The sequence below is a fragment of the Mycobacterium sp. NGS57 genome (genome assembly GCF_059812405.1).
On record NZ_JCALCP010000007.1, the window covers coordinates 326,575 to 342,819 of the forward strand.

13 protein-coding genes are annotated in these 16,245 nt (G+C 70.4%); 5 read left to right on the forward strand and 8 right to left on the reverse strand.

Translation table 11 applies throughout. The annotated features are described in order from the left end of the window. Window positions 1-30: 30 nt before the first annotated feature. The 4 genes from rsmG (at window position 31) to AC5Y43_RS15960 (ending at window position 3,764) form a co-directional block, all read left to right on the forward strand. Window positions 31-750: a 16S rRNA (guanine(527)-N(7))-methyltransferase RsmG gene (gene rsmG, locus AC5Y43_RS15945; protein WP_499973963.1), complete on the forward strand. Its 720-nt coding sequence runs from the start codon at window positions 31-33 to the stop codon at window positions 748-750. Next, the gene (locus AC5Y43_RS15950; RefSeq protein ID WP_499973965.1) at window positions 645-1,688 is read left to right on the forward strand and encodes a ParA family protein; all 1,044 of its coding nucleotides are present in this window, start codon (window positions 645-647) and stop codon (window positions 1,686-1,688) included. Before rsmG ends, AC5Y43_RS15950 begins: the two co-directional genes overlap by 106 nt. 26 nt (window positions 1,689-1,714) lie before the next feature. Further along, window positions 1,715-2,707, forward strand: coding sequence for a ParB/RepB/Spo0J family partition protein (locus AC5Y43_RS15955; protein WP_499973966.1), 993 nt, complete (start codon window positions 1,715-1,717; stop codon window positions 2,705-2,707). Between the two features lie 280 nt (window positions 2,708-2,987). After that, window positions 2,988-3,764 carry an acetyltransferase gene (locus AC5Y43_RS15960; RefSeq protein WP_499973969.1) on the forward strand — a complete coding sequence of 259 codons (777 nt, stop codon included), beginning with the start codon at window positions 2,988-2,990 and terminating at the stop codon, window positions 3,762-3,764. Here the strand turns inward: AC5Y43_RS15960 and AC5Y43_RS15965 are convergent. The 8 genes from AC5Y43_RS15965 to AC5Y43_RS16000 form a co-directional block, all read right to left on the reverse strand. Then, entirely contained in the window at window positions 3,761-4,981 is a 1,221-nt protein-coding gene (locus tag AC5Y43_RS15965; protein WP_499973970.1) for an N-acetylmuramoyl-L-alanine amidase, read from the reverse strand. The two genes, AC5Y43_RS15960 and AC5Y43_RS15965, sit on opposite strands and share 4 nt — an antisense overlap. A gap of 135 nt (window positions 4,982-5,116) precedes the next feature. Beyond that, window positions 5,117-5,470, reverse strand: a complete 354-nt coding sequence (trxA, locus tag AC5Y43_RS15970; RefSeq protein WP_499973971.1) for a thioredoxin — start codon at window positions 5,468-5,470, stop codon at window positions 5,117-5,119. Then, the gene (trxB, locus tag AC5Y43_RS15975; protein ID WP_499973974.1) at window positions 5,467-6,483 is read right to left on the reverse strand and encodes a thioredoxin-disulfide reductase; all 1,017 of its coding nucleotides are present in this window, start codon (window positions 6,481-6,483) and stop codon (window positions 5,467-5,469) included. Before trxB ends, trxA begins: the two co-directional genes overlap by 4 nt. Before the next feature lie 74 nt (window positions 6,484-6,557). Beyond that, window positions 6,558-7,298 (reverse strand): RsmA family anti-sigma factor, encoded by a 741-nt coding sequence (locus AC5Y43_RS15980; RefSeq protein ID WP_499973975.1) that lies wholly within the window; start codon window positions 7,296-7,298, stop codon window positions 6,558-6,560. Further along, window positions 7,291-7,884, reverse strand: coding sequence for an RNA polymerase sigma factor SigM (gene sigM / locus AC5Y43_RS15985; RefSeq protein ID WP_499973977.1), 594 nt, complete (start codon window positions 7,882-7,884; stop codon window positions 7,291-7,293). The genes AC5Y43_RS15980 and sigM overlap by 8 nt, the downstream gene beginning before the upstream one ends. A 65-nt stretch (window positions 7,885-7,949) precedes the next feature. Further along, on the reverse strand, window positions 7,950-11,552 hold the full coding sequence (locus AC5Y43_RS15990; protein WP_499973979.1) for a lipid II flippase MurJ: 3,603 nt from the start codon (window positions 11,550-11,552) through the stop codon (window positions 7,950-7,952). After that, window positions 11,549-13,936 (reverse strand): hypothetical protein, encoded by a 2,388-nt coding sequence (locus tag AC5Y43_RS15995; protein WP_499973981.1) that lies wholly within the window; start codon window positions 13,934-13,936, stop codon window positions 11,549-11,551. The genes AC5Y43_RS15990 and AC5Y43_RS15995 overlap by 4 nt, the downstream gene beginning before the upstream one ends. Continuing rightward, window positions 13,933-14,694, reverse strand: a complete 762-nt coding sequence (locus tag AC5Y43_RS16000; RefSeq protein WP_499973982.1) for an NUDIX hydrolase — start codon at window positions 14,692-14,694, stop codon at window positions 13,933-13,935. The genes AC5Y43_RS15995 and AC5Y43_RS16000 overlap by 4 nt, the downstream gene beginning before the upstream one ends. Window positions 14,695-14,795: 101 nt before the next feature. On the opposite strand from AC5Y43_RS16000, the gene AC5Y43_RS16005 reads away from it, so the two are divergent. Further along, a complete protein-coding gene (locus AC5Y43_RS16005; protein WP_499973984.1) occupies window positions 14,796-16,235 on the forward strand; it encodes a CCA tRNA nucleotidyltransferase in 1,440 nt (479 codons plus the stop codon). Window positions 16,236-16,245 lie beyond the last annotated feature (10 nt).

A 16,245-nucleotide genomic window follows, 5' to 3' on the forward strand; every position in this document is an offset into this window, starting at 1 on the left:
AGCGGTGTAATTTGCGCTTGGAGCCGGAGGATGTTTCACGTGAAACACGTAGACGAGATGTTTCACGTGAAACATGGCGGACCGGAACCCGACGCGGCGAGCGCCGTCTTCGGCCCGCGGATCGACCTCGCGCGGCGGTACGCCGGCCTCCTCGCCGGAGCCGGCGTCGAACGGGGGCTGCTCGGTCCGCGGGAAGCCGAACGCGTGTGGGACCGGCACCTATTGAATAGCGCCGCGGTGGCCGAGCTCCTCGATCCGGGGGAGCGGGTGATCGATATCGGAAGCGGCGCCGGGCTCCCGGGGATACCGCTGGCGATTGCGCGGCCGGACCTCGAGGTCGTGCTCCTCGAGCCCCTCCTGCGGCGCAGCGAGTTTCTTACCGAGGTCGTGGCCGAACTAGGGTTGGCGGTCGCGGTGGTGCGTGGCCGAGCGGAGGAACCTGGGGTGCGCGACCGCTTCGGGGACCGGGACGCCGCGGTGTCGCGGGCGGTTGCGGCGCTGGACAAATTGACGAAGTGGAGTATGCCATTGCTACGGCCGGACGGGCGGATGGTGGCGATCAAAGGGGAGCGCGCTCCCGAGGAACTGGAAGCGCACCGGCGTGTGATGGCGGCTGCGGGCGCTGTTGATGCCAGGGTGGTGACATGTGGCGCGAAATATTTGCGTCCGCCCGCAACCGTAGTGGTGGCGCGTCACCGCAAGCGGACGCGCCCGAAGCCGGCGCGGATAGCAGACAGGGGGGCACGATGAGTTCTCCCCACGACGGACCCACCGCTCCCGCGCCCACCGCGGCGCGCGCCGACGCCGGCCATGTTTCACGTGAAACATCGAACGAATACGACACCCCGATCGCCGCCGCCGCTGAGCGCGCGATGCGGGTCCTGCACACCACCTACGCGCCGCTGCGCCGACCCGGCCAGCGCCGCGTCTTCACCATCGCGAATCAAAAGGGCGGTGTCGGCAAGACCACCACCGCGGTCAACCTCGCCGCGGCCCTCGCGGTACAGGGGCTCAAGACGCTCGTCGTCGACCTCGACCCGCAGGGCAACGCGAGCACGGCGCTGGGCATCCACGACCGGACGGCGGGCACGCCGTCCTCCTACGAGGTGCTCATCGGCGAGGTCGCGTTGCGAGACGCGCTGCGACCCAGCCCGCACAGCCCCCGGCTGTTCTGTGTGCCGGCGACGATCGATCTGGCCGGCGCGGAAATCGAATTGGTCAGCATGGTCGCGCGCGAGAATCGGCTGCGCACCGCGTTGGCCGATCTCGACCAGTTCGACTTCGACTACGTGTTCGTCGACTGCCCGCCATCGCTCGGCCTGCTGACGATCAACGCGCTCGTGGCCGCTCCGGAGGTGATGATCCCGATCCAGTGCGAGTACTACGCGTTGGAGGGCGTGTCACAGCTGATGCGCAATATCGAGATGGTGAAGGCCCACCTCAATCCGCAGCTGGAGGTCACCACCGTGATCCTCACGATGTACGACGGGCGGACCAAGCTGGCCGACCAGGTCGCAGAAGAGGTGCGCCGCTACTTCGGCGCCAAGGTGTTGCGTACGGTGATCCCGCGCAGCGTCAAGGTCTCGGAGGCACCGGGCTACAGCATGACGATCATCGATTACGACCCCGGTTCGCGGGGGGCGATGAGCTATCTGGATGCGAGCCGCGAACTCGCCGAACGGGATTGACCACCACCATCCGTGAAGGGACGACCATGACGCAGCCGTTACGCAGGAAGGGCGGCCTCGGCCGGGGGCTGGCTTCGCTGATCCCGACCGGTCCGGCGGACAGCGACGCCGGTCCCGCGACGCTGGGTCCGCGGATGGGGGATGCGGCCGCCGACGTGCTGATCGGCGGACCGGCCGTCTCGTCGGCGGACGCCGCCTCGGTGGGGGCGGTCTATCGCGAGATCGCGCCGTCCGACATCGAGCGCAATCCGCGCCAGCCCCGGCAGGTATTCGACGAAGAGGCGCTGTCGGAGCTGGTGCACTCCATCCGGGAGTTCGGCCTCCTGCAGCCGATCGTGGTCCGGGCGGTGAGCGCGGCGCCGGGCGGCGCGCGCTATCAGATCGTGATGGGGGAGCGGCGGTGGCGCGCCGCCCAGGAGGCGGGCCTGGCGACCATCCCGGCCATCGTGCGCGAGACCGCTGACGACAACCTCCTGCGTGACGCCCTGCTGGAGAACATCCATCGGGCACAGCTGAATCCGTTGGAAGAGGCGGCGGCCTATCAGCAGCTGCTCGACGAGTTCGATGTCACCCACGACGAACTGGCCTCCCGGATCGGCCGCTCGCGGCCGCTGATCACCAACATGATCCGGTTGTTGAAGCTGCCGATCGCCGTCCAGCGGCGGGTGGCGGCGGGCGTCCTGTCCGCCGGGCACGCCCGGGCACTGCTGGCGCTGGAGGCCGGCCCGGAGGCGCAGGAGGAGCTGGCGAGCCGGATCGTCGCGGAGGGCCTGTCGGTGCGGGCCACCGAAGAGGCGGTGACCCTGGCCAATCGTGGCGACACCGCCCCGCCGGCGCCCCAGCGCCGCAAGCCGATCCAGATGCCCGGCCTGCGAGACGTTGCCGAGCGGCTGTCGAACAGCTTCGACACACGGGTGACGGTCAGCCTGGGCAAACGCAAGGGCCGGATCGTGGTCGAGTTCGCCTCGGTGGAGGATCTACAACGGATTGTCGACGTGATGACCCCGCCCAAGGCCTGACGCTCCATACGGTGTAATTACGTCACTGTGACGCGGGGGGCGGATTCCCGGCCAAAATTGCCCGCCGGATGGCCCGCGCCGCAGCGAGTCTCTATGTGTGCCAATGCATTTCGATCATTAACCGCGCGGTGCCGCGGTGCGCGGGCCCGGTTGGCGGTGTCGAATCGCGTGGCGGAGCAAACACTGGTCCGATGAGGACCAACTCTTTTATCCTGGAGGGGTTGCCGGTGGCCCCGCGGGTTGACGCGGGCCCCGATACCGCACGGAAGCCAGGAGGCTAGTGTCCGCTCGAATCACGCCGCTGCGACTCGAGGCTTTCGAGCACCTTCCCAAGCACGCGCGCCGCTGCGTCTTCTGGGAGGTCGACCCCGCGACCCTCGGCAACCAGGACCACCTCGCCGACCCCGAGTTCGAAAAGGAAGCCTGGCTGTCGATGGTGATGCTGGAGTGGGGTTCGTGCGGGCAGGTCGCGACTGCGGTTCCCGACGCTGAGCGCAGCCACATCGAGCCGCCGTGCCTGGGGTACGTCCTCTACGCGCCGCCCCGCGCGGTTCCGCGGGCGCAGCGGTTCCCGACGGCACCGGTGTCTGCCGATGCGATCCTGCTGACATCGATGAACATCGAGCCGGGGCCGGACGCCGACGACCTGCCCCACGGGCTCATCGCCCGGGTAATCGACGAGCTGGTCCGCCGCGGGGTCCGGGCGCTGGAGGCATTCGGCCGCACCGCGGCGGCGTCCGAGCTGCAGGACCCGCGGGCGGTGGATCCCGATGTGCGGCCGGTGCTGGAGGCTTTGGGGGACTGCTCGGTCGACCACTGCATGATCGACGCGGAGTTCTTGAAGGACGTGGGATTCGTTGTGGTGGCACCACATACGTACTTTCCGCGGCTGCGGCTGGAGCTGGATAAGGGCCTTGGGTGGAAGGCCGAAGTGGAAGCGGCGCTGGAGCGGCTGCTGGCCAATGCCCAGTTGCAGCAGCCGGTGGGGGCCGGTTCCGCGAGCTCGGCGGGTGCACTGAAGGCGGGCCAGACGCCGCGGATCGCCGGCGGCGGTTAGGGACCGCCCAGCCGGGATGCCCGCTCCACCGACAGTTCGTGAGCCAGCAGCTCGGCGAAGGTGAATGTGCCGGTGGGCCGGTCGTTCTTGCCCAGCAGATAAAGCCGCTTGACCGCGGCCAGGATGCCTTCGGCGATGGCGTCCCGGGCCTGCGTCGAGACCAGCATCGCGCGGTCGCGCGGGTTCGTGATGTAGCCGACGTCGACCTGGACGGTCGGCATCCGCGTCAGCCGCAGCAGGTCCCAGGTGCGGCCATGCGTCCGGCAGTCCCGTAAACCGGTACGTGCCACCACTTCTCGCTGAATGAAGTCGGCAAGGTTTCGTCCGATCGTGGAGACCGAGCCGTGCGAATTGCCGAAGTGGAAGGAGGCGACGCCGTTGGCCGACGGGCTGGCCTGCGATTCGCAGCGCAGGCTGATCATCAGGTCCGCACCGACGTTGTTGGCCGTGGCGGCGCGTTCGGCGTCCGACGGGCTGTGGTTGGTGGGCCGCGACAGGAACGTCTCCATGCCGATGGCGGTCATCCGGCCCTCGAGCCGACTGGCCAAGTCCCACAACACATCTGCTTCGCTGACGGGGCCGGCCACGCCCTGCATGATCGCCCCGTGGTCGGCGCCGCCGCGGCCCGGGTCGATGATGATGCGCTTGCCCGACAGTTTCGGGCCAGATCGGCGAACGAGTTCTTCCTCGCGGATGGCGTGCGGCGAGCCGCCGCTGACTCGCGCACTCAGAAAATACAAGGAGCGCAGGGTTTCGGGACCGCAGATGCCGTCGGCGGCGAGCCCGTACTCGCGCTGATACGACATCAAAGCGTTGTGGGTCTGCAAGCCGAAGTGGCCGTCGACCAGACCGGTGTAGAAACCGAGGTCCTGCAGCCGCGCCTGCAGGGTGGCGACGTCGTCGCCGTACAGCGGGGCCCCGAACTGGTGATACAGGGTGCGCGCGCCCAGCCGGTACGAGGCCTCTTTCAACGCGCGGTAGGTGGCCTCGCCGACGATCCCGTCCACCAGCAGGCCGCGGTGCTGCTGGAAAGCCCGCACGGCTTGGTCGAGTTCGGCGTCGAAGACCTCGAGGGCCACATGGCGGCCGGTAGTCATGTCTTCGTCGGGGTTTTCCAGTAGCCCTAGCGAGGCCAGCGTCGCCCGGATTTCGGTCACGGCCGCGCCGCGGTCACCACAGCGCAGCGCGTCGCCGTCTTCGCGGCGCGGACTCGACATACCAAGGGCCCTCCGGGACAAGGCTGAACACTGCAACAGCTACCCGTTATTGTCGCAGACGCTTCTGCGTTTTCGGAAAACCCCAGGCTGAGCGCGGGGCGCGGCGCGGCGAATCAGACAGCGGTCAGGCAGCGGTCAGGTGAGGTCGGGGACCGCGTCGGAAAGCTCGCGCAGCAACGCGGCCTTGCCCTTGGCGCCGACGATCCGCTTCACCGGTTGGCCGTCTTTGAACAGGATCATGGTGGGGATCGAAACGACCTGGAAGTCGCGGGCCGTCTCCGGGTTGGCGTCCACATCGAGCTTGGCGACGGTGAGCTGGCCGGCCCGCTCGCCGGCGATTTCCTCGAGCACCGGTGCCACCATCTTGCACGGCCCACACCATGTTGCCCAAAAGTCAACCAGCACAGGCTTATTGCTCGTCAACACGTCGGTGGCGAAGGACGCATCGGAGACTTCTATTGTGCTGCCGGCTTTTTCGGCGTCGGTCATCGGGGCGCTCCAATCAATGTGTCGGTACCTTCGGCGTTTCCGGCTTGTGCGCCGTGCGCGGGTGCGTCTGCTTCGTGCTCGGCCAGCCAGCGCTCGGCGTCGATGGCCGCCGCGCAGCCACTGCCCGCAGCGGTGACCGCTTGCCGGTAGGTGCGGTCGACGAGGTCGCCCGCGGCGAACACGCCGCCCAGCGTGGTGCCGGTGGTGCGTCCCTGGACGAGTACGTAACCGTCGGGATCCACGTCGAGGACCTCGCGCACCAGCGCCGATCGCGGCTCGTGGCCGATTGCCACGAAGACACCGGTCACCGGGAGCGTCGACTCGTCACCAGTTACGGTGTCGCGCAACCGCAATCCGGTCACCGTCGTGTCACCCTCGACCGCCTCCACGACGGCGTTGGTGATGAACCTGATTTTTTCGTTGTTGCGAGCCCGGTTGAGCATGATCTTGGACGCCCGGAACTCCTCGCGCCGGTGCACCAGCGTGACGCTGCTGGCGAAGCGCGTCAGGAAAAGGGCCTCCTCCATCGCAGAGTCGCCGCCGCCGATGACGGCGATGTCCTGGTCGCGGAAGAAGAACCCGTCGCAGGTGGCGCACGAGCTCACCCCGCGCCCCAGCAGCTCCTGTTCGCCGGGAACCTGGAGGTAGCGCGCGGCCGCCCCCATGGCCAAGATGACCGCCCGCGCCCGGTGGGTCTCCCCCTCGGCGGTGACGACCGACTTCACCGGACCGTCCAACGAGACCGACTCGACGTCTTCCATCCGCAGGTCCGCGCCGAAGCGCAGCGCCTGCTCGCGCATCTCGTCCATCAGCTCCGGGCCGGTGATGCCGTCGCGGAAACCGGGGTAGTTCTCCACCTCGGTCGTGGTCATCAACGCGCCACCGAACGAGGTCCCCTCGAAGACGAGGGGCGCCAGCTGCGCGCGGGCGGTGTAGAGCGCGGCGGTGTACCCGGCGGGGCCGGAGCCGATGATGATGACGTCGTGGATGGTGTCGTGAGTGTCGGCAGTCATTCGGGCCTTTCAGGTACGGAAGCTACGTCTACGAACGCCAGCGTAGGCGCGGGTGTTCCCGGCTGCGCACCAGATTAGGACCGGGGAACCTGCGTGTTGGCCAGCAGCCCGGTGTCGGCGGCGCTGCAATTCGGCGCCACCGCGAAGACCGCCAGGTTCTCGGGCGTGTCGCCGGGCAACACCAGCAGCACCCCGGGGCGGGCGTTGATGTCGACGGGTTGCGCGCCGAGCACCTGCGTGGACGCCGGATAGCCGAGTCCACTGAGGCAGGAGGCGCGCCGCGACGGGTCGCCGAGCGCGCCGTAATCGGGGCTGCGGCCGAGCAGGCCGAGGATCTCCGCGCGCGCGAGCGGGATCGTCATCGGGGGCGTGGACACCGTGATGTGCTCAGCGGTGGCCGGGGCGCTGGGCGTGGGCTCGGGCGCGTTGATCAGTGCCGCGGTGCCCACCCCGACCGCAGCGAGGACCGCGCCCACACCGGCGACGACGGCGAATGTGCCCCCCCGGCGCATCCGCGGACGGGCCGAGTGCGCGATGCCGGTGCGCTTGTCGTCGCGATCCGCCGAACGCAACGCCGCCGAGATCCGGGCGGTGACGTCCGGGGGCACCTCCGGCGCTGAGCCCGTGTCGGCACCCAGCGCGGCCACGTCGCGACGGACCTGGTTGAGCGCGTGCAGAGCCTGCTGGGCCGCGGGATCGTCGCGGACCCGTCGACGCACACGGGCCGCGGCGTCGTCGTCGAGCAGGCCGGCCTGCAGGTCGGCGAGCAGCTCGACCGTTAAAGGCGGATCCGCGGTTTCGTCGGGTTCACCCATCCGCCCCAGTGTCCGTCATGCACGGACCGGCGGAGCGGTCGGCACGGAAATACCCCAGCAACTCGGCCAGGCGGACCCGGCCGCGGGAACACCGGCTCTTGACGGTGCCCTCGGCAACGCCGAGCAGCGCGGCGGTGGCCGCGACCGAGTAACCCTGCATGTCGACGGCCACCACCGCCGCCCGTTGCTCGAGGGGAAGGCGCATCAGGGCCCGGTGCACTGCAATCGCCGTCTCGATCTGCGCGGTGCGGTCGGCGACCGGGTAGACGTCTTCGAGCGGGGCGGTGGGGTGGGCCTTGGTGCGGCGCAGCCGGTCGAGGCAGGCGTTGACCACGATGCGGTGCAGCCAGCTGCCGACCGCGGCGTCATGCCGGAACGACCCCGCGCAGCGGTGCGCCGACAGCATCGCGTCCTGCATCGCGTCCTCGGCGTCCTCCGGTGTGCGCGTGGTCAGCCGGGCCAGCCGGTGCAGCTGTCGTTGATGGCGGTGGAACAGCTCGCCGAAGGCGTAGCGGTCGCCGGCGACATGGGCCGCCAGCAGTTCGGCGTCGCTGCGTTGCCCTTCACCGTTTCCCCCGAGACCCACGGCCGGACAGTATCCAATCGGTGCTCGCGCGGCACTTCACCGGCGCGCAGGTTTGTGAGGGATTCTCAGGATGCCGCTTGGACCGTGATCTCCGAAATGGTGGCCTGGCTCTTGCCATTGGTGGTTCCCAGCGTGGAAATCCACACCAGCACGTTCGACGTCGCCGAACCGCCCCGGACCGGGATCACGTTGTGACCCGGCTTGAGCGCGTATGCCTGGGCCAGCACGGTGGTGTCCTCCAGCTTCGACGGCGACGGTGTGGACGCCGAGCGGATTTCGACCTTGGTGCCGCTGCTCGTGGTGTCGATGGTGACCTGGCCGACGACGGTGGGGTTCGGCAACTGCAGCATCAGGCCTTCGCCCTGCTTGAAGCTGGGGAACGGGACGGCGTCGGTGTAGACCTCCGTCGACCAGGAGGTCGTGGGGTCGCCGTCGATGGCCTGCCCGGCCTGGCTGGGGTTGTCGGTCTCGCCGTCGGGGGAGTAGACCGACGCCTTGGTGGGCTTGACGACGCTGCCGGCGGAACTGGGCGCCCCGGAACTTGGAGACGCCGCCGACGACGGTCCGTTCAGCCCGAGCTCGTCCTTGTTGAGGCCCCCACCGACATTGCCGAAGATGCTGCTGACCACCGACGCCAACACCAGCAACGCCACCACGATGACGGCGAGTGCGGCGCCGACGCCGATCAGCACGTTGCGGCGCCTGCGGACGAAGGTCGCGTACTCCCGACCGGTCGTCGGCCGGCCAGTTGGGGGCAGTGCCGGCGAATCGTCGATCGGCCCGAGGATTTCGGTGCGGTCTGCAACCGCCGTCGCCTGCTGCAGCAGATTCAAAAGCGTTGAGGCACTGCGTATTCCGCCGTCTTCCTGGACCGCGCGGACGGCGACCGCGGAAATCTGGAAGGGGATGTCGCGGTCGACCGCCATGGGCTCGACGGGATTTCCCGTCGAATCCCGCTCGGCCGGCGCCAACCCGCTGCGCACCCCCGACTGCGGCAGCGGCCACCGATTGACCAGCAGGGCATACAGCACGGCGCCGATCCCGCGGATGTCGCCTTGGGGGTTGGCGTCGGGCATGGTGGCGGGATAGGCCAGCACGACGTCGCCCTCGATGCTGACGCGCACCCGGTTGGGATGGTCGATCGACAGGGCGACGCCGGCGCGGTGGGCCGCGTCGGCGGTGGCGGCCAGCGACTGCATCGCCCGCACGGCGCCGATGGCCGACGGCGAGGTGTCGGCCACCTCCTGCAGGGAACCGCCGCGGATCCACTCCGAGACGACCAGGCCGCCGCCGCCGCTGCGGACCACGTCGAGGACCCGGGCGACGCCGGGCTTGTCGATGCGGCTGAGCCGCAAGGTGCGGGACAGGACGTCTTGCAGCACCTCGTCGGGCAGGGCCCCGTCCGGGTCGACGAAAGTCAGTGCCACCTGCCGGTCCAGCGCGGTGTCCATCGCCTGCCAGAACTGCAGGGGGGGCGCGCCGCCGTGGAAGACCAGCAGCCGATAGCGGCCGCTGGCGATGCGGGCGCCGGGAACCAGGTGCAGCGCCTCCGTGGACGCAGGATCGCCGGCCCGCTCCCGCGGTGCGTCGAATGGCGTTGGACCGCGGGCGTTTTCGGCCGACGGGTCGCCGTTCTGCCGGTCCGACTGACGCGGCGCGGGCTCGCGCGGAATGTCGGGCTGGAAGTCGTCAGCGACGGGCCGTGCCGGTTCGGCGCCTGACCCCACGCCGGATGCGCTGTCCACTGGGCGGTCGGTCACCTCCGGTCCTTTCGCTATGCGGGCGCTGGCAACCCGCTCCGGAGGCCTGCGCCGGATCGGCTCCTGGACCGCACTTACCTCCGGCGGGGACGAATTCCTCTGCTCAGGGTACGTGACGCTGGCGTGCCGGGACGATCCGTCTTGCGCAGTATCGGGCCTGTTGCCAAGGCGCCGCCGGATGGCGCCCAGCGCCGCCTGCGCCTCGGGCACCCGCGCGCGGACCAGGACCGTGGCCGCGATCGGCACCATGATGACCGCGAGCACCACCAGGCGCAGCAGCGAGCCCGCGCCGCCGTGCGCCGTCAGCCGGTCCAGCCCCAGCAGCCGGTCGGCCACGTGGGCGACCAAACCGGCCAGCATCGAGGCGACGATCGTCACCAGGATGGTGCGCAGCTCGTCGACGCCGATCAGTTGACCACCTTTGGGTAGCAGCGCGTGCCGCAGCAGGTAGTAGCCGACGATCGCGCCGGCGAGGAATCCGATCCCGTTGGCGAGGCCCAGAAAACCGGCCACCAGTTTCGGATCGCCGGTGAGATGCGGCGCCAGCACCGAGCCGGCGATCTTGACGGCGGTGATGACGAGGATGATCACGAGGGGCGTCCAGGGTTGCTCGCGCGCGTAGAACACGCGCAGCTGCAGCAGCACCAGGCCGTACGGGATCAGCGTGAACGCCGACAACGCGATCGCCGCGCCCAGGTATCCGGCGTCGACCTCGCCGAAATGTCCGTAGGCGAACAGCGCGCTGCCGATCGCCGGTCCGCCGACGGTCATGAACGCCACGATCGGGATCAGCGTGATCAGCGTCAGCCGGGTGGCCAGCGACAGGTCGGCGAGCACGGCCCGGGTGTCTTCGTTGGCGGCGTTGCGGCTCAGCCGCGGCATCACCACGGTCAGCACCGTCACGCCGATCATGCCGAACGGCAGCATCAGGACCAGCCACGTGTAGTTGTAGATCGCGGGCCCGGATGCCTCCGCGGTGCTGGCGATCTGGTTGCCGATCACCAGACCGAGCTGGCTGATCAGCACGTAGAGCACCATGGCCGCGGCCATCGCCCCGAAGCGCTTGAGGCGCTCGTCGATTCCCCACAGCGGGCGCAGGCTCACGTGCTGGCGCTTGAGCGCCACCAGCAGCACGGCGGTCTGTGCGAACACGCCCAGGGTGGTGCCGATGCCAAGCACCAGCAGCTTGGCGTTGCCCATCCGGACCGGGTCGACCGACAGCTCGCCGGGAACGGCCAGGTACACCCCCAGGGTCGCCAGCGCGACGACGTTGTTGACGACCGGCGCCCACGCCGTCGGCCCGAAGATATTGCGGGTGTTCAGGATTGCCATGAACACCGAGGTCAGTCCGTAGGCGAGTACCTGCGGGAGCAGCAGGTAGGCGAAGGCGGTCGTCAGCGGCTCGTTGACCTGCGGGACGCGGCCCAGCATCAGCCGCACCAACAGCGGCGCGGCCAGCACCGACAGCGCGGTGGCGACCAGCAGCAGCGCCGTCGTCAACGTCACCAGGCGCCGCACGAACGCTGCGCCCCCGTCGGGGTCGCTTTGTTCGGCGCGGGCCAGCACCGGCACGAAGATCGCGGTGAAGGTCGCCTCGAGCACGAGCGCGGCGACCAGGTTCGGCAGCTGGTTGGCCACCGAGAAGGAACTCGACAGCGCGGCACCCAGGATGGCGGCCAGCACGACGATGCGGGCGAAGCCGGTGAGGCGGCTGACCAGCGTCGCGAACGCCATCCCCCACGACCGCGACACAAGCGCGGCGTCGGACAGTTCGGGTCGGCGGCGTTCCAGCTCCGGCACCGGGGGGAGGGGTCCGGTCGGCGGGCCCGCGCGACGGCGGTGCGTCGCCGGCGGCTGGCGCAGCGGCTGCGGCGGTGCCGGTGGGGTGCGCCGATAGGCGGGCGTCATACGTGATGTTCTTGGTCGACGCGCTCGCCGATCTCGTCACGCTCGGCGGGCCGGGGATGGGGTGGATCGGGACGGTCGAGGTCGGCGCGGTCGGGCTGGCCGCGGAACCGGTGCCACAGCCGGCGTCCGGCCAGCAGCACCAGCACCGCCGCGGCGCTGAGCGTGATCGCGAACAGCACCTTGCCGTAGGCGTTGGAGTGCACCGACAACCGCACCGGCTCGCCCAGCCGCAAGCCGTCCGGGGTGCGCAGCGCCACGTCGACGGCGACGCGCTGGGTGAAGTTCACCTCGATCGGCACCCGCAGTGGCAGGTATCCCGGCGGCAACTCGACCTGGCCGACGTCGGTGACCGCCATCCCGGGGGGCGCGTCAACCTGCAGCCGCACCCGGATCGGCACCGCGAGGCCGTTGTGCAGCGCCAGCGGCAGGGGGCTGTGCTCGGTGGCCAGGGTGTAGGAGCCACCCGGGTTGACGATCGTGACGGCGCCGAACAGGTCGTGGATCGTCTTGCCGACCACCGCGAGGTGCTGCTGGGCCAGCCCGTTGCGGGTGTCGGGCGGCTCGGATTGGCTCAGCGCGCGCAGCATGTCCTCGCGCAGCGGCGCGGTGTACTGCACGCCGGTCAGCCCGGTGCGCTCGTCGGTGCTCAGCGCCGAGGTCAGGCCCCACAGTCGGGCGACCTGACCGGAGATGGCGGCAGTCACGTCGTCGCCGAAGCGGCCCCTTTCGGACGCCGAGTCCTCCGAGACCGGTGCCTGCTGCGGCGGGTCGTTGCGGGCGGCGGCCTCCGCGATCACGGCCGGCAGCGGCCGCGGCACCGCCAAACCGGACCGGATTGCGGTGGCCAGCGCGGTCAGGAGGACCTGCGCGTCGTCGGCCTGCAGGTTCCACGTCGCCGGCGGCACCAGCAGTTGGGTGCGCGGCGCCGCGTCGCGCTGCAGGGCGTGCCAGAACATAGAGCCCAGGGCGTCCTGGCGCCGGGCGACGTTCGAGTCGTGCGAGAGCCGGACGCTCAGCGACGGGTCCAGGTAGGTGGGGGCGACGGGTGTGTTGCCCGCGCCGGCCAGCGCCGCGCCGACGGCAGGGTCGAACGGGGCGACCACCACCTGCGGCGATAGCCGGCGGGGGGCGGTGTCCACGCTGGAGTCGCCGGCCGAATCCTGGGCGGACAGGGTGCCGGCGGCGATCGCGACCGTGCTGTCGTTACCGCTGAGCAGGTTGACCGCGCCGTCGGTGAGTGGGCCGTCGGGCAGCAGCGTGGCCCCTCGGGCGGAGGGCACGCCCAGGATGGGGTCGACGACCGCGCCGATGTTGTTGGTCGCGATCGCGCTCAGGCCCGGGTCGTTGACGCGTTGCAGGGCGTCCAGGTCGGCTTGGGCGTAGGGCAGGGGCGCCACGCAGGTGCGGCGGGCCAGCGCGCGCAGCCGGTTCAGCCATTCGGTGGCGGCGGCCTGGCCGATACCCGGGTGGGTGGGGGTGCCCGGGAGCTGGGCGGGGCCGTCGGGCGAATCGGACACCACGTACCCGCTGGTCATCGCGTTCACGGTGACCAGCAGGTCGGGGTCGACGGCCAGGCACAGCGCACGGCCGACGGCGCCGTCGGGGTCGACGTCGCGGCTGGTGGCGCCCTCGGCCGCGGATAGCAGGACGTCGAGCCGGCCGCCGGTGGCCAGTGAGGCGGCCAGGTTGTCGTCGACCAATCGGACCGGGATCGCGCCGCCGGGCACGCCGGGGGACAGCCGCGGCCGGTCGGCCAGAGGCCAGAGCATGGTGATCCACACGGGCTTGGAGGTGTCGGGTGCGACGGCGGAATTCAGGTCGTCGCCCTGGTCGGGCGGGACGCCGATCACGGGCAGCAGAAACCGGGCGTTGTCGAGGCGGGCCGGGGCGCCGTAGTCGGGTGTCCCGTTGGCGTTGACCAGGACGGGATAGATCCCGGGCTTCTCGATTCCGAGCGAGGACTTTGTCGTCGACCGCAGCGGGGCGGACAGGGTGAAGCCGGCGCTTTGGCCGCGCTGCAGTTCGGGGGCGACCGTGAGGAAGTCGGCGGCCGACTGGTATTGGCCGGTGTCGCCATCCAGCGAGGTCCGCAGGGCCGCCGACGCGTTGACCGCGGGGGCGTGCTCCAGCCGGACCATGACGTCGCGGACGGGGCGGTCGCCGATGTTGGTGACCGTTCCGGTGACGGTGACTACGGGCGGGCTCGTCGTGGTGACCACGTCCGGGGTCACCTGATCGATGCGAACACGGACGAAGGGTGTTGCCGCGGGCTCGCCCGCGACCGCGCGCGGATCGGGACCGACGAGGACCGCGAAACCGGCCACGATGCCGACCACTGTGGCAAGCCGCAACAAGCCGGCCCAGCAGAGTCGCGGCGCGGTCACGGTCCTGGCCCGTGACCGTTCTTCCGGCCCGCTACCGGCTTGTCGGAATGGCGGGTGCGCGAATGGGTCTGCGGGCGCCGCCGGGGCGAGCTGGGCGGCAGCGGCGGCAGCGCGGCCGGACCGTCGCTCTGCAGCTTGTCGATCAGCTCGTCGGCGACCTGGGCCAGGCGGCGTTCGTCGGCGTAGGCCAGCCGCGAGGGCAGCTCCCGGATCGGCACCCACGCCACCTCGGCGACCTCGAGGTCCTCGTCGGACAGCTCCCCGCCGGAGAAGCGCATCAAATAATGGTGCACCGTCTTGTGCACGCGGCGGCCGTCGGTGACGAACCAGTAGTCGATGCGCCCCAGCGCGGCCAGGACGCTGCCGCGGATGCCGGTCTCCTCGGCGACCTCACGGATCGCGGTCTGCTCGGCGGTCTCGCCCATTTCGATGTGTCCTTTGGGCAGCGACCACAGCATCCGCCCGCGCCGATCGACGCGCCCGATCAGCGCCGCGACCTGTTCGTCGCGGGGTCCGTCGATGCCGTCGATGACGAGACCGCCCGCGGACGTTTCGTGCACGGTGCGCAGCCGCTCGGGCCCGCGGTGAGGTGAGCGGGATTTGCGGGGTGTGGCGGCCGCCTCGCCGCCGTTGGTCTGTGGGTCGGTGGTGTTCTCGGCTGCGCCGCCAGAGCCGCCAGAGCCGCCAGAGCCGCCAGCGCCACGACGCCGGCGCCGCCCCCGGCGTCGACGTGGTCTAGCTTGTTCGGCGTCCGACACCCAAGCGATAGTAGCTGGCTGGGGCCGGTCCTCCCGAGATGCTCGCCGCTGGTTCCGATGCCCGGCATCGTCGCCGGACGGCCCGACTACGCTGATCGAACGTGCCTGACGCCCAGGATGCCGAGCTGCTGACCGCCGCCGCGGTCGCCCTGAACAAGCACGCGCCGGTGCTGCGCGAGCTCGGCGCGATCTTCGACGCCGCGGGCCACGAGCTGTATCTCGTCGGCGGCTCGGTGCGGGATGCCTTGCTGGGCAGGCTGAGTCCCGACCTGGACTTCACCACCGGCGCGCGCTCCGAGCAAGTGCAGGACATGGTGCGCCGCTGGGCCGACGCGCTGTGGGAGACGGGGATCCAGTTCGGCACCGTCGGCGTCGGCAAGGGCGACTACCGCCTGGAAATCACCACGTTCCGCGCCGACGCCTACGACCAGGTGTCGCGCAAACCCGAGGTGCGTTTCGGTGATCGCCTCGACGACGATTTGGTGCGCCGCGACTTCACCGCCAATGCGATGGCGGTGCGCGTCACGCCGACGGGACCGGGCGAATTCCTCGACCCGCTAGGAGGTTTGGCGGCGCTGCGCGCCCGGGTGCTCGACACCCCGGCCGCGCCGGAGGTGTCCTTCGGCGACGACCCGCTGCGCATGCTGCGCGCCGCGCGGTTCGTGTCGCAGCTGGGGTTTACCGTCGCACCGCGGGTGCGCTCGGCGATCGAGGAGATGGCCCCGCAGCTGGCACGGATCAGCGCCGAACGGGTGGCCGCCGAATTGGACAAGCTGCTGCTGGGCGACGACCCGGTGGCCGGCATCGACCTGCTGGTGGAGTCGGGGATGGGTGAGGTGGTGCTGCCCGAGGTCGGGGGCATGCGGATGGCCATCGACGAACACCACCAGCACAAGGACGTCTACCAGCATTCGCTGACGGTGCTGCGCCAAGCGATCGCGCTGGAGGATGAGGGACCCGATCTGGTGCTGCGCTGGGCGGCGCTGCTGCACGACATCGGCAAGCCCACGACCCGGCGGCACGAGCCCGACGGCGGGGTGAGCTTTCACCACCACGAGGTGGTCGGCGCCAAGATGGTCCGCAAGCGGCTGCGGGCGCTGAAGTACTCCAAGCAGATGGTCGACGACGTCTCGCAGCTGGTGTATCTGCACCTGCGCTTCCATGGCTACGGCGACGGCACGTGGACCGATTCGGCGGTGCGCCGCTATGTCACCGACGCGGGGCCGCTGCTACAGCGGCTGCACAAGTTGGTGCGCGCCGACTGCACCACCCGCAACAAGCGCCGCGCCGCGCGCCTGCAGGCCAGCTACGACCGGCTGGAGGCCCGCATCGCCGAGCTGGCCGCCCAGGAGGACCTGGCGCGGGTGCGCCCGGATTTGGACGGCAACGCCATCATGGAGCTGCTGGGGATCCCGGCGGGGCCGCAGGTAGGCGAGGCGTGGCGATATTTGAAGGAGCTGCGGCTGGAGCGCGGCCCGCTGACGCCCGAGGAGGCGACCGCCGAGCTGCTGACGTGGTGGCGCTCGCGCGGGAACGCATAGCGGCCGCGGC

Bases quoted from the DNA above. Each gene is read 5' to 3' on its own strand.
- rsmG (WP_499973963.1), top strand. From the start codon at position 31: ATGTTTCACGTGAAACACGTAGACGAGATGTTTCACGTGAAACATGGC.
- AC5Y43_RS15990 (WP_499973979.1), bottom strand. From the start codon at position 11,552: ATGACGCCCGCCTATCGGCGCACCCCACCGGCACCGCCGCAGCCGCTG.
- AC5Y43_RS15950 (WP_499973965.1), top strand. From the start codon at position 645: ATGTGGCGCGAAATATTTGCGTCCGCCCGCAACCGTAGTGGTGGCGCG.
- AC5Y43_RS15980 (WP_499973975.1), bottom strand. From the start codon at position 7,298: ATGGGTGAACCCGACGAAACCGCGGATCCGCCTTTAACGGTCGAGCTG.
- trxA (WP_499973971.1), bottom strand. From the start codon at position 5,470: ATGACCGACGCCGAAAAAGCCGGCAGCACAATAGAAGTCTCCGATGCG.
- trxB (WP_499973974.1), bottom strand. From the start codon at position 6,483: ATGACTGCCGACACTCACGACACCATCCACGACGTCATCATCATCGGC.
- AC5Y43_RS15955 (WP_499973966.1), top strand. From the start codon at position 1,715: ATGACGCAGCCGTTACGCAGGAAGGGCGGCCTCGGCCGGGGGCTGGCT.
- AC5Y43_RS15965 (WP_499973970.1), bottom strand. From the start codon at position 4,981: ATGTCGAGTCCGCGCCGCGAAGACGGCGACGCGCTGCGCTGTGGTGAC.